Raw genomic sequence first — 13,391 nt, forward strand, 5'->3', positions numbered from 1 at the left:
TTCATTTCCTTAATGCTTCAATTACAATATCTTTTTTCTTATTATCAATATATAGATTCAACCAACTCTCAACCCAATGCTGCACTTTTCTGCCTTGTCGTTCAGTCGCCCAACCTTTTAAGGTATTTATGTTTGTTCCACTCAATTTTATAAATTCTTCTTTTGATAAACTAGCCTCTTTTAGTTTTATCAGAAATTCATCAAAATCCATTTAAATGCCTTTGTATTAATATTGATGTATTTTACATATTAATATATTAATTAAAACTTATAAAATATGCTAATCACATTTAGTATAATGTTGATTAAATGTATATTTAAACTAAAAATATGTAAAATACATATTATAAAAAGTATTTAACATCAAGAGTGTTTTATGCTTTTACAATATTTTACATATTCTAAAATAATAACTCATTAAATAGCATAATAAAAATAAAATTGTTTATCTATAAGTTATTTGGTTGTATAAAATTTTAATATTATATACAATATAATACCAGCTTTAAATGAAAGCAGATAAAAATATTATCACTTTTATTAATTACGATATGAAAAGCTAAATTTAAATGAAAAAACCACACCACATATATCTACTGACCCTTTCTCACGCCTCAAATGATATGTGTAGCGGTGCTCTGCCAGCACTTTTACCGTTTTTTATAAAAGCGTATGGACTTAGCTACGCACAAGCGGCGACTCTAGTTTTTGCTTCTGCTATAGCTTCATCTGTTTTGCAGCCATTTTTTGGCTACTTTTCAGATAAATTTTCACGCTCATATTTCATCAGCCTTGGTATATTTCTATCAGGACTTGGCGTTAGCCTGATGGGTTTTACTAGCTCATACCACGCACTTTTTATATGTGCAATCATTTCAGGCATTGGTAGTGCGATATTTCACCCAGAAGCTGCTAAAATGACAAACTCCATCTCATCACAAGACAGCAAAGCAAAGGGAATGAGCCTATTTGCAGTAGGTGGTAACATCGGATTTGCAGTTGGTCCACTTTTAGCTGGATTTATAGTGCATTATGTAGGATTTTACGCACTCATCACTTTTGGCTTAGTATGCAGTAGTGTCGCAGTGGTATTTTTATACACATTACCGAGCATAAAAAGACTATCGCAAAAGGTTGCAAATAGCGTTAAGAATACTTCAAATTTAGTAGCTACAAATGACTGGAGGATGTTTGCTCGTCTTAGCTTTGTTATCTTTGCTCGCTCCATCATATTTTTCACGCTAAACACCTTTATACCAATTTATTGGATAAACGTCCTTCACCAAAGCACTACTACCGCTAGCTCCGCACTTGCCATACTATTTTCATTTGGTGTTGTCGTCACTATCATAGGTGGTGCTATCACGGACAAACTAGGTAACATAAAAATGCTACGATACGCCTATATGGCGATGGTGCCGATACTTTTTGCATTCACACAAAGCACAAATGTCTATCTCTCAACGCTACTTTTGTTTTTTGTCGGCGGTGCGGTATTTGCCCCCTACTCAGCCACAGTATTACTAGGTCAGCACTACTTAGCTCGCAATATCGGTTTTGCATCAGGCGTTACTCTAGGTCTTGGTGTTAGCATTGGCGGTATCATAACACCACTAGTTGGTAAATTTGCCGATAACTATGGATTAGAAAATGCGATGCAAATTTTGTGGATAGTGGCTATCGTTGGTCTTGTAGCTAGTTTTACCCTGCGTCCAAAAAAAGTTTAAATCTTTTAAATATATTGACTTATCTCTATTAGATTTCCATCTGGATCACGTATATAAATAGAGCTTATCGCTCCATTTGCACCACTTCTTTGCACGATCTTAGTTATGGGTGCAATACCCTTTTGCTTAAGCTCAGACAAAACTTCATCAAGTGGCGTAGAAGTTAATAGACAAATATCAAGTGTGCCGATATTTGCGTTTATGGCATTTGGCAAAACCTCGCTACCTAGCTGGTGTAAATTTATCTTTTGATTACCAAATTTAAGTGCTTTTCGTAAGTTATTTTCACCAAATTCTATCAACTCCATACCTAAAATATACGTATAAAACTCTATCGTCTCTTTCAAATTTTTAGCCGTTAGCACGATGTGATCTATAGCTGTGATATCCATAAGCTCTCCAGATATTCAAATTTTTATTATTATAACATCTTTTGATTATTAATTTAGTTTTAATATATTTTAAAAATATTTCTTATTTTAGTAAATAAAAAGAAATTTTAATCTTTACAAATGTATAATACACTAAAAATTTGTCTAATAATCAAGAAAGGAAAGCAATGTCTGTAAAACAAGAAAGACGTGATTTTATCGGTCTTGCATTTGGTGCAGTTGCCGCCGTCGGCGGTGCTTTATCGCTTGTAGCTGTTAAAAAAACGTGGGATCCGCTCCCAAGCGTCAAAGCAGCTGGCTTTACAACCGTAGATCTAAGCCCTATGAAAGAGGGTGAAATGAGAAAAGTGGAGTGGCGTAAAAAGCCTATATTTATACTAAAAAAAGATGCCAAAATGGCTCCAAATGATAATCGCGATGTAGTAGTCGATGGAGCTCGTTATACTGTTGTTATTGGGCTTTGCACACACCTTGGTTGTATCCCTGAGTATAAGGTAAGCAAGTCATTATTTGTCTGTGCCTGTCACGGTGGCGAATTTAATATAGATGGTGTGCAAACTTACGGTCCACCACCTCGTCCGCTCGAAATACCTCCGTTTAAGATCGACGGCACAAAGCTTGTGCTAGGTGAAAGTAGTCCTGAGTATGAAAAACTCGTAGGCAAAGCATAAGGAGGTCAAAATGGCACAAATTCATAAATCAAACGGCGTTATAGACTGGCTAGATCAGCGACTTGCTTTCACAAAACTTATGAAAGTTTTAGTTAGCGAATATTGGATCCCAAAAAATATAAATTTTCTTTGGGCGATGGGTGTTATCCTTACAACACTTTTCATATTGCTTATAGTTACTGGCTTTTTACTACTTATGTATTACAAACCAGATATAAATTTAGCATTTGATAGCGTTAATTACATTATTATGCAAGAGGTTGAATACGGTTGGCTGTGGCGACACATACACGCAGTTTCAGCGTCAGTCATATTTTTAGTTATGTATATTCACCTGCTTACCGGCTTATATTATGGTTCATATAAAAAGGGTCGTGAGGTCATCTGGATAAGCGGTATGGTGCTATTTATCTGCTTTTCAGCAGAGGCATTTAGTGGATATATGCTACCTTGGGGACAGATGAGCTACTGGGCGGCGACTGTTATCACTCAGCTATTTGGTGGTGTGCCAGTTATAGGCGATGCTTTAGTTGAGTGGATACGTGGTGATTACGCTGTTGGCGACTCTACGCTTACACGTTTTTTTATGCTTCACGTATGTCTGCTTCCGCTTGTTACGATAGTGGTTTTAGTTATACATTTTTATTCGCTTAGAATTCCACACGTCAATAACCTAGAGAGTGAAGAGATAGACTTTGATATAGAGGCAAACGAATACTTAAATGGCGATAGAGCAAAGGCGAAAGTTATACCTTTCTGGCCCGGATTTTTAGCAAAAGACTTTATGTATGTATCATTTTTTATGATATTTTTCTTCTATTTGGTATGTTATCACTTTAATTTTGCAATGGATCCGATAAATTTTGAACCAGCAAACGCACTAAAAACACCGCCACATATCTATCCTGAGTGGTATTTCTTATGGCAGTATGAAATTTTACGTGGATTTTTCTTTGATATAGCTGGATTTTCAGCCTACAATATCGGCTTACTAGCATTTGCATTTGCAGGAGTAGCATTCTTAATCATTCCATTATTAGACAGAAGTGATGTCGTAGCACCGGCTCACAGACGCCCTATGTTCTTCATCTGGTTTTGGATACTTGTCATCGATCTTATTGTGTTATCCATCTATGGAAAACTCCCAGTAGGCGGGATAAATGACTGGATAGGATTTTACTCATCAGTATTATTCCTATTTTTATTTATCATAGCATTGCCGGTGATTACTTTACTTGAAAGAAAAAGGGGATAATTATGAAAGAGTTAAAAATTTTTGCCATAGTTGTTGTTCTTTCAGGCATACTTTACTGGGGGATAGAACCATACGCTCATACAAAGCTACATCCACATACAACTGATGCGATATATGACTTTTCGGTAGAAGACACAAACTATGCTAAGAAAATTTTAGAGAGCAAAAAGGCAAACCTAGCAATAGCCCAAGCATCAAAAGATGAAGGTAAGATCGCATCTGCTAAAAATGAAGTCGATGTAGCAGAGAAAATTTTAAATGATTATATGGCTTTTTGGGATGATGTTAAAAAGATTGATTTAAGCAAAGGTGATGCAGTAAAAGGTGCTGAGACCTTTATGGCTGGTGGGTGTGTAGGCTGCCACGGTATAAGTGTGGCAAATTTACCAGCCCCTATGGATGCAGAGACGGCTTCACAAGCTTATGGTGTAGTTCCACCTGATCTTAGCACAGCAGGTAAAATTTATGATGAGAGATTTTTAGCAGCGATTATCAAAAACCCTACAATGGCTTTAAAGTTGACTCATAAATTTAACGATGAGCAACCGTATCCGATGCCAACATTTTTTGGTGCAGGTAGCGAGGATATGAATGCCGAGATAGCAGACATTGTAGCATATCTAAAGTCAGTTTCGGCTGATTTTGAGAAGCAAAATGGGAAGATAAGCGATAAGAGATTATTTGCAGATGCATGTCAGAGATGTCATGATATGAAATATGACAAGCTTTATACGCTTTCAAATAAAGTAAATCTAGCTACGTATATGGGCTCAAACCCGCCTGATCTATCTATAGTGATACGTTCAAAAGGTAGCGAGTATCTACATAAATTTATAAACGATACGCAAAAAATGCTACCAAACACAGCTATGCCACGTGTGGGATTAAGCAAAGTTAGCGAAGATCAGCTAGTTAATTATATACAAAAAGTCGGCGATAGCAAAAAAACTGAACGTGAGAGTCTGGGCTGGTATATAATGGGATACTTCTTTATCCTTGGCATATTTGCATGGCTTTGGAAACGTAAAGTTTGGAGTGAGCTACACTAATTCAAATGCAAATTTAAGGGGTTTTACCCCTTAAATTCTTCTACAAAATTTATCATAAAAGCAAATAAATTTATCTACTTTATTAATCTAAATTTACTTACTTGTAGAAATTTTAGTCTCTTTTGGATCAATTTTACTATCGTCTAAAGTTATTTCACCGATCTCATCAGCTACGATAACTCCGCTTATGGGATTTACGATACTATCTACTCTGCCAATGATTTGGGCATTTATATCGCTTGAGTATTCAAAGGCACGAGTTGTGTTTATCAGTTTACAATTTTTTAGCGTTAAATTTTTAATATAGCAAAACCCCTGCAAACTCTCGATCATACAGTTGATAAACGTCAAATTTTTAGAGTTCCATCCGATATATTCACCACTTATAAAGCTATCTTCAATTATGACATTTTCGCTATTCCAAAAAGCATCTTTTGATAAAATTTTCGCATTTTTCACATGAACATTTTTAGATCCATCAAATGAGTAGTTTCCAAGCAGTTCAAAGCCGTCTATATCGATATCTGCCGAGCCCATCGCAAAGTAATCCCCTTTTGCTACAATATTTTTCATCTTTATATCACGACAGTTCCACATTGTTTCATCGGCTTTGAATATAGTTACATTTTGCAAATCCAATCCACTTGTTTGTCTAAAAATTTTAGGTGATTCGATCGTACAATTTTTCATTATCACACCATTTGCATACCAGATCCCAGCACGTGCCATCTCTAAAAACATACAACTCTCAAAACTCAAATTTTGTGAGTACCAACACGGGTATTTCCACTTAAAAAGGCTTTGAAAAATTTGTAAATTTTTACTATGTTTTAGTGGCGATTCTCCATCTTCAAAGGTGCATTCGACTATCCTTAGATCGCTTGCTTCAAACATTGCTCTTTCACCAACTAAGCTCTTTCTTACTATTTCTTTCATAAACTATCCTTTATTTTAAATCCGCCTATTTATACTTCATTAAATTTAATGTAAATATAGTAAGCATATCAAAACTCTCGCTACATCTTTTTAAAATTTTAAAAATATTCTAACAAATTTTACTATCCAAACGATAGAACGATTCTGCACGATTCTTGCCTAATTCTGCAAAATTTACTATTTTTTGTTAAAATTATAGTATTTTACTATATTAAGGAGACACGATGGATACGCGTTTAGAACAAACTAGATTTGACCTAGTAAATTTCATCAATTCAAATTTTAAAAAAGAGGGCAATATAGAGACACAGATAAAACAGTTGACATTTTTTACCTCAAGTACTAAAAATGAATTCGTCAGTACTATCTATCAACCATCTTTATGTATCATCCTTCAAGGTGAGAAAACTTATAATTTTGGTTCAAAAACTTTTATATCAGATGGGACAAAATTTCTCCTGACACTTACATATGTGCCAACTTATGTACGTATATCTTCAGCATCAAAAGACCAAAACTACATTGGATTAAAACTCACACTTGATATGGAGCAAATTTATGAAGTTGTTCGCGACTATATCAAAACTACTAAAAATAAAAAATCCGTCGATAATGGACTATTTTTAGGAGAGCTTGACTATGAGCTATTAGACCCTGTTGCACGGCTTATAAATTTATTAAGCACTAGCAAAGAAAATATCAAATTTATAGCCCCACTCATCATAAAAGAGATACTTTTTAAACTCATTCAAGGGGATGGTGGCGAGTTTTTAAAACAATACGTCCTAGCTGATAGCACCACAAATAAAATCGCACGTGCTATCGGTGAGATAAAAAATAAATTTAGCGAAAATATAAACATGAAAGATCTAGCTCACACTCTAGGCCTTAGCGAGTCATCACTTTATCATAAATTTAAAGAGCTTACGATGATGTCCCCGGTACAGTTTCAAAAGACACTAAGGCTACAAGAGGCTAAAAGTATGCTTGAATTTAAAAATATGGATGCTTCTGATGTGGCGTTTGCTGTTGGATATGAAAGTGCATCACAATTTAGTCGTGAATACTCACGTATGTTTAACGTCCCGCCAAAAACTCATGCAAGAAATATGAAAGAGAAATAAAACTCGACAAAATGACATTTCTTAGTATTTTTAGAAATTTTTAAATTTGATTTTTACGTTAAGCGGATATTTTAAATTTTCGTCTTATAATTAATAAATTTACGTCATAAAGGGTTAATATGAATAAAATAATGAAGACTATGGATGGTAACGAAGCAGCTGCATATGCAGCATATGCTTTTACAGAAGTTGCTGGAATTTATCCGATAACTCCAAGCTCTCCAATGGCTGATTATACCGATATGTGGGCGGCACAGGGCAAGAAAAATTTATTTGGTATGCCGGTTAAAGTAGTAGAAATGCAAAGCGAGGGTGGTGCAGCTGGAACGGTGCATGGCTCACTTCAAGTTGGTGCTTTGACCACTACTTATACGGCTTCTCAAGGACTTTTGCTAAAAATTCCAAATATGTATAAGATATCCGGACAGCTCCTACCCGGTGTCATACACGTAAGTGCTAGATCGTTAGCAGCTCAAGCTCTTTCTATATTTGGCGATCATCAAGATATCTACGCCTGTCGTCAAACTGGCTGGGCTATGCTTGCAAGCGGATCAGTGCAAGAGGTTATGGATATAGCCGGTGTCGCTCACCTTGCAGCTATCAAAGGTCGTGTGCCATTTATGCACTTCTTTGATGGGTTTAGAACGAGCCACGAGATTCAAAAGATAGAGGTGATTGACTATTCTCATTTTGATAGACTGCTTGATAAAGATGCAGTGCAAAGATTCCGCAACGAAGCACTTAATCCAGAAAGCCCAAAGACACGCGGAACTGCACAAAACGATGATATCTACTTTCAAACTCGTGAGCTTTCAAACCGCTTTTATGACGCTGTGCCTGATATAGTGGCTGAGTATTTAGCAGAAATTTCAAAAATAACTGGGCGTGACTATAAGCCATTTAACTACTACGGACACCCAGAAGCTGATCGCGTTGTAGTCGCGATGGGTTCAGTTACTCAAACACTTGAAGAAGTTATCGATCACTTAAATGCAAATGGCGAGAAGGTTGGTGTTATCAAGGTGCATTTATATCGTCCATTTAGTCTAAAATACTTATTTAACGTTGTGCCAAATTCAGTCAAAAAGATCGCTGTTCTTGACCGTACCAAGGAGCCAGGTAGTCTTGGCGAGCCACTATATCTTGATATAAAAGCAGCATTTTATGGACGTGAAAATGCACCTGTGATCGTGGGTGGTAGATATGGACTAAGTTCAAAAGATGTTGATCCAGCTCAGATGATAGCTGTTTATGAAAATTTAAAAGCTACAAAGCCTAAAAATGGCTTTACAGTTGGTATTATAGATGATGTTACATTTACTTCACTTGATGTTGGCAAGAAAATTTCTCTTAGTGACGAAGGCGTCAAAGAGTGTCTATTTTATGGACTTGGTGCAGACGGCACTGTCGGAGCAAACAAAAACTCTATAAAAATAATTGGTGATAAAACCGACCTTTACGCACAGGCGTATTTTGCTTACGATAGTAAAAAATCCGGTGGCTACACACGCTCTCACTTGCGTTTTGGTAAAAATCCTATCCGTTCAACCTACCTTGTTTCAAACCCACACTTTGTGGCATGTTCAGTCGCTGCGTATCTTGACATTTACGATGTTGTTGACGGTATACGCGAAGGTGGAACGTTTTTACTAAACTCCATTTGGGACGCTGATGAGACGGTTGCTAAAATCCCATCTAGAGTAAAGCAAATTTTAGCTGCAAAAAAAGTAAATTTTTACATCATAAATGCGACCAAACTAGCCCACGATATCGGACTTAAAAATCGCACAAACACCATAATGCAATCAGCATTTTTTAAACTAGCTGAGATTATACCGTTTGATGAAGCACAAAAATATATGAAAGAATACGCCCATAAAGCCTATGCTAAAAAAGGCGAAGCGATCGTAGAGATGAACTATAAGGCGATCGATGTTGGAGCAAATGGACTCATTAAGGTCTCCATCGATCCGGCATGGGTAAATTTAAAATTTGATACTAGTCAAAGTGTAGCATATAAAGGCACCGACTTTGTTGAAAAGGTCGTAAAACCCATAAATGCCGCAAAAGGTGATACTCTGCCTGTTTCTGCATTTTTAGGATATGAGGATGGACACTTTGAGGCTGGAACTACTGCTTATGAAAAGCGTGGTGTAGGTGTTATGGTACCAAAATGGATAGAAGAAAACTGCATTCAATGCAACCAGTGTGCTTTTGTCTGTCCGCACGCTGTTATACGCCCATTTTTGATAAATGACGATGAGCTAAATGCGGCACCACAAAGTATACAAGATCACGTCCTAGATGCTAAAGGCAAGGAGCTAAAAGGGCTTAAATATAAAATTCAAGTCAGCCCACTTGATTGCACAGGCTGTGAGCTGTGTGCTCAAAACTGCCCAAGCAAAGAAAAATCGCTCGTTATGGTGCCACTTGGCGAAGAGCTAAATAAAAACGAGCAGGTAAATGCGGATTATCTATTTAAACAAGTAACTTACAAAGATGATCTTATGAGCAAAGAGAGTGTGAAAGGCTCAAGTTTTGCACAGCCTTTGTTTGAGTTTCACGGAGCTTGTCCGGGTTGTGGCGAGACTCCATATATTGGATTAGTAACGCGACTATTTGGCGATCGTATGATCGTGGCAAACGCGACAGGCTGTAGCTCTATTTACGGAGGTTCTGCACCATCTACACCATATACGACAAATAGGGACGGTCATGGAGTTGCGTGGGCAAATTCACTATTTGAAGACAATGCTGAGTTTGGTATGGGTATGAAAGTTGCAACTGAAACGATACGTCACCGCATAGAAGATATAATGTTACGCACAAAAGACGTCGCTCCTAACGCACTATCAGCCCTTTACACCGACTGGCTAACACACAAAACAGACGGAGCAAAAACAGCCCAGATAGCTAAAGTCTTAGTGCCGATATTAGAGCAAAATTTAGACGTTGATGGCGTAAAAGAAATTTTAAGTCTCAAAAAATATCTTGTAAAAAAATCCCATTGGATAATCGGGGGAGATGGCTGGGCTTATGACATCGGATTTGGCGGACTTGACCATGTTTTAGCAAGTGGCGAAAACGTCAATGTACTTGTGCTAGATACAGAAGTGTATTCAAATACTGGTGGCCAAAGTTCAAAGTCAAGCCGTGCTGGCTCGATAGCACAATTTACCGCTTCAGGTAAACCAATGCAAAAAAAAGACTTAGGTTACATAGCGATGACTTACGGCAATATCTTTGTTGCTCAAATAAACTCAAACGCATCTCAGGCAAACACGATAAAAGCCATCGCAGCAGCTGAAGCTTATGATGGACCAAGTCTTGTCATAGCCTACTCACCTTGTATCGCTCACGGTATAAAAGGTGGCTTGACACAATCTGGCGATCAAGCAGAACTAGCCACAAAATGTGGCTACTGGCCGACTTATATCTATGAACCAGATCTTAGGCTACAAGGCAAAAATCCGCTTAAAATCACATCCAAAGAGCCAGACTGGTCGCTTTATAAAGAATTTTTACTAAACGAAGTGCGATATAGTGCGTTGGTAAAAAGCAATCCAGAACACGCTGATGAATTACTAATCAAAAACAAACAGGATGCACAACGTCGCTATCGTCAGCTAAAACGCCTATCCATAGCTGATTTTAGTGATGAGATCGAAGCGGAAAATAGCGTAGAACAACTCGCATAGTAAAACATAAAATATAGATAACTCTAACTAAATTTGGCTGCTAAAAACAGCCAAATTCTTGCTTACATAAAAGCTATAAATTTAATATAAATTAAATAACTTTACTATAAAATACAAAAATATCTTAAACTGAAAGGAAAAATATGGCTCATCAAGAAGAAAAGTGGCAAAATTTCTACGAAAACGCTTGGGCTTTTAGAGCCGAGTTTATGCGTGGTTTGCTAAATGGGGGGGGGGTCTTAACACCTATCAAATCATAAGACAACTCGAAAAAAAGGAGCGTATGTGTGAGCTTGCTATGTATTGGGGTAGAGGCGTTGAATGGGAGAATAGAGAGTTTGAAGACGAAAATTCATTCAATTTTACGAAACTTCCTATAATGCGTCAAAGTTCACTATTTGGAAAGGCTCTTTATGTGCCATTTTATGTAAAAAATATTATAGCAGATTTTCTCATAGATGCCTATGATAAAACTGGTCCGTACGACGCTATAGTCGAGCTTGGTTGCGGATATGGTAGAAATTTATTTGATATTTTTTATCGTGGCGGTCCTATTGATGTGGCGTATTATGGCGGGGAATTTACTCAAAGCGGAGTGCAGATAGCAACGGAGTTAGCTGCAGCTACGCCAAATATGAATATAAAATTTTTCCATTTTAATCACCTTAATCCAGAAATAAGTTTTCTAACAAGTGAGATAAAACGTGCATTTGTGTTTACTTGTCATACGATAGAGCAAGTAACTATGATACCTGATAATTGGTTTGAAGTGGTAGCATCTATCGCTTCACATGTGCGTTGCATACACCTTGAACCATTTGGTTTTCAAGTGAGAACTTTGGGAGAGACAACAAAACTTCAAAAAGAGATGTTTAATGAAAATCAATGGAATTTAAATTTTATAGATGCATTAAAAAGTGCTGTTTCAAAAGGCACTATCGTGTTAGATGATACGATACTTGAAAATAGCCTATCTGATGATCCTATAAATTCAACCTCAATAGCAGTTTGGCACTCAAATTTAAATACAAAATAATTTTAGGCGTTTTATACGCCTAAATTCGCTTAAAAATTTATGTTTCTTTTTATATTAATAATATTATAATATCCTTATATAAAATTTCTAATTTTTGTGATAAAGGATAATAAATGCTTGGTATTATCATCGGTATTATCATATTGATAGCTGTTGGTTGGGCGATAGTTAAAGGCAAATACGCACCGCTCGTGCTTTTTGCCTCTGGTGTTTTTATGTTGGTTTGTTCCGCTATATTAAAAACTGGAAAATTTATGCCAAAAAAAGCGATGCCAACTGGTAACGAATACTTAGATATTATCGAGTATATACGTTATATGTTTTCAAACACTATGGCAGAGCTTGGTTTGCTTATTATGTTTATGGTTGGCTTTGCTAACTATATGACTCACATCGGTGCAAACGATGCGTTTGTATCCATGACTACAAAACGTCTTACAAAGATAAAAAATCCATACTTTATGATATTTGCAGCATTTGCAATTGCAAAGCTAATTAGCATGGTTATTACTAGTGCTGCTGGACTTGGTGTATTATGCCTAGCACTCCTTGGACCTGTATTGATCTCTCTTGGGCTTAATAAAATGACAATTGGTTCAATATGTTGTATGTCAGGGGCTGCTTCAATGGTATTAATCGGAGCTTCAACGGCTGCTGCTGCAAAAGCAACGCAACTTTCTATACTAGATTATGTCTTTACATATAAAATTCCAGCCGCTCTACCAACGTCTATTGTTATAGGTATCGCACTTGTTTTTTGGAATAAATATTTAGATAAAAAAGAGGGTTGGATTTGTAGCGAGCATATCGGCGAGAGTTTGGATTTTAGTGAAAATGTAAAACGCCCAGATGAGAGTGCTCCTAAAATTTATGCTATATTGCCATTTTTGCCGATGATACTTGTTGTTGTATTTTCTGAGTATTGCCTAGCTTCAATAAAGCTAAATATCTCAGCCATTATCCTATTATCGGTAATCATTGCGATATTTTGTGAAATAATAAGATACAAATTTAAATTTAATCCGATAGCCGATGGGCTAAAAGCATTTTTTCAAGCTATGGGTAAAAGCCTTAGTGGCGTTGTAGTGCTTATCGTTGCTGCTGGTGTTTTTGCACAAGGATTTAAAGCACTAGGGATGCTTGATAGTATCGTAAGTCTAGCAAATACTTTAGGCTTTGGCGGACTTGGAATGTCAATCTTATTTGTCATCATTACAACACTAGTTACCATTATAGCTGGTTCAAATGGTGCTAGTTTTTATCCGCTTATCGAAATGGTGCCACATATAGCTTCAAAACTAAACGTCAGCTCCGTAATGCTTGTTTTACCAATGCATCAAGCCTCAACTATAGCTCGTCCACTATCGCCAGTATCAGGCGTAGTAGTGGCTATAGCTGGTATGTTAAAATGCAGCCCTTTAGAGCTAGTTAAACGTTGTAGTGTGCCTGCTGTTGCCGGTCTTGTAAGTCACCATATATTTGTATTTTTACTATCACTTTAAG

At 36.7% G+C, this 13,391-nt stretch carries 11 protein-coding genes; 8 read left to right on the top strand and 3 right to left on the bottom strand.

Annotation, left to right across the window (positions count from 1 at the left end):
• Position 1: 1 nt before the first annotated feature.
• Entirely contained in the window at positions 2 to 211 is a 210-nt protein-coding gene (locus KDE13_RS02035; protein WP_212140068.1) for an XRE family transcriptional regulator, read from the bottom strand.
• A 358-nt stretch (positions 212 to 569) separates the two neighbouring features.
• Here KDE13_RS02035 and KDE13_RS02040 point away from each other — a divergent pair, with 358 nt between their 5' ends.
• Positions 570 to 1,727: an MFS transporter gene (locus KDE13_RS02040; RefSeq protein ID WP_212142715.1), complete on the top strand. Its 1,158-nt coding sequence runs from the start codon at positions 570 to 572 to the stop codon at positions 1,725 to 1,727.
• 5 nt (positions 1,728 to 1,732) lie between these two features.
• Here KDE13_RS02040 and KDE13_RS02045 read toward each other — a convergent pair whose 3' ends face one another.
• Entirely contained in the window at positions 1,733 to 2,119 is a 387-nt protein-coding gene (locus tag KDE13_RS02045; RefSeq protein WP_212142716.1) for a VOC family protein, read from the bottom strand.
• A 167-nt stretch (positions 2,120 to 2,286) separates the two neighbouring features.
• On the opposite strand from KDE13_RS02045, the gene KDE13_RS02050 reads away from it, so the two are divergent.
• Genes KDE13_RS02050 through KDE13_RS02060 form a run of 3 tightly spaced genes read left to right on the top strand, consistent with a single transcriptional unit; the run spans position 2,287 to position 5,094 of the window.
• On the top strand, positions 2,287 to 2,790 hold the full coding sequence (locus KDE13_RS02050) for a Rieske 2Fe-2S domain-containing protein (protein ID WP_212141646.1): 504 nt from the start codon (positions 2,287 to 2,289) through the stop codon (positions 2,788 to 2,790).
• A gap of 10 nt (positions 2,791 to 2,800) precedes the next feature.
• Positions 2,801 to 4,045 carry a cytochrome b gene (locus KDE13_RS02055; protein WP_212142717.1) on the top strand — a complete coding sequence of 415 codons (1,245 nt, stop codon included), beginning with the start codon at positions 2,801 to 2,803 and terminating at the stop codon, positions 4,043 to 4,045.
• A 2-nt stretch (positions 4,046 to 4,047) separates the two neighbouring features.
• The gene (locus KDE13_RS02060) at positions 4,048 to 5,094 is read left to right on the top strand and encodes a c-type cytochrome (RefSeq protein WP_212140063.1); all 1,047 of its coding nucleotides are present in this window, start codon (positions 4,048 to 4,050) and stop codon (positions 5,092 to 5,094) included.
• Positions 5,095 to 5,187: 93 nt separating this feature from the next.
• Here KDE13_RS02060 and KDE13_RS02065 read toward each other — a convergent pair whose 3' ends face one another.
• Positions 5,188 to 6,030: a DUF3737 family protein gene (locus KDE13_RS02065; protein ID WP_212142718.1), complete on the bottom strand. Its 843-nt coding sequence runs from the start codon at positions 6,028 to 6,030 to the stop codon at positions 5,188 to 5,190.
• A gap of 224 nt (positions 6,031 to 6,254) precedes the next feature.
• On the opposite strand from KDE13_RS02065, the gene KDE13_RS02070 reads away from it, so the two are divergent.
• The 4 genes from KDE13_RS02070 (at position 6,255) to dcuC (ending at position 13,390) form a co-directional block, all read left to right on the top strand.
• Positions 6,255 to 7,154 (top strand): AraC family transcriptional regulator, encoded by a 900-nt coding sequence (locus tag KDE13_RS02070; protein ID WP_212142719.1) that lies wholly within the window; start codon positions 6,255 to 6,257, stop codon positions 7,152 to 7,154.
• 119 nt (positions 7,155 to 7,273) lie between these two features.
• The gene (nifJ, locus tag KDE13_RS02075; protein ID WP_212142720.1) at positions 7,274 to 10,852 is read left to right on the top strand and encodes a pyruvate:ferredoxin (flavodoxin) oxidoreductase; all 3,579 of its coding nucleotides are present in this window, start codon (positions 7,274 to 7,276) and stop codon (positions 10,850 to 10,852) included.
• A gap of 283 nt (positions 10,853 to 11,135) precedes the next feature.
• Entirely contained in the window at positions 11,136 to 11,888 is a 753-nt protein-coding gene (locus KDE13_RS02080) for a class I SAM-dependent methyltransferase (protein ID WP_212142721.1), read from the top strand.
• Between the two features lie 113 nt (positions 11,889 to 12,001).
• Positions 12,002 to 13,390, top strand: a complete 1,389-nt coding sequence (gene dcuC / locus KDE13_RS02085; protein WP_212140058.1) for a C4-dicarboxylate transporter DcuC — start codon at positions 12,002 to 12,004, stop codon at positions 13,388 to 13,390.
• Position 13,391 lies beyond the last annotated feature (1 nt).

The sequence above is a fragment of the Campylobacter anatolicus genome, from assembly GCF_018145655.1.
Lineage (GTDB): Bacteria > Campylobacterota > Campylobacteria > Campylobacterales > Campylobacteraceae > Campylobacter_A > Campylobacter_A anatolicus.

Excerpts from the sequence above, each read along its gene's own strand:
- KDE13_RS02035 (WP_212140068.1), bottom strand. The coding sequence starts at position 211 with ATGGATTTTGATGAATTTCTGATAAAACTAAAAGAGGCTAGTTTATCA.
- KDE13_RS02040 (WP_212142715.1), top strand. The coding sequence starts at position 570 with ATGAAAAAACCACACCACATATATCTACTGACCCTTTCTCACGCCTCA.
- KDE13_RS02045 (WP_212142716.1), bottom strand. The coding sequence starts at position 2,119 with ATGGATATCACAGCTATAGATCACATCGTGCTAACGGCTAAAAATTTG.
- KDE13_RS02050 (WP_212141646.1), top strand. The coding sequence starts at position 2,287 with ATGTCTGTAAAACAAGAAAGACGTGATTTTATCGGTCTTGCATTTGGT.
- KDE13_RS02055 (WP_212142717.1), top strand. The coding sequence starts at position 2,801 with ATGGCACAAATTCATAAATCAAACGGCGTTATAGACTGGCTAGATCAG.
- KDE13_RS02060 (WP_212140063.1), top strand. The coding sequence starts at position 4,048 with ATGAAAGAGTTAAAAATTTTTGCCATAGTTGTTGTTCTTTCAGGCATA.
- KDE13_RS02065 (WP_212142718.1), bottom strand. The coding sequence starts at position 6,030 with ATGAAAGAAATAGTAAGAAAGAGCTTAGTTGGTGAAAGAGCAATGTTT.
- KDE13_RS02070 (WP_212142719.1), top strand. The coding sequence starts at position 6,255 with ATGGATACGCGTTTAGAACAAACTAGATTTGACCTAGTAAATTTCATC.
- nifJ (WP_212142720.1), top strand. The coding sequence starts at position 7,274 with ATGAATAAAATAATGAAGACTATGGATGGTAACGAAGCAGCTGCATAT.
- KDE13_RS02080 (WP_212142721.1), top strand. The coding sequence starts at position 11,136 with ATGTGTGAGCTTGCTATGTATTGGGGTAGAGGCGTTGAATGGGAGAAT.
- dcuC (WP_212140058.1), top strand. The coding sequence starts at position 12,002 with ATGCTTGGTATTATCATCGGTATTATCATATTGATAGCTGTTGGTTGG.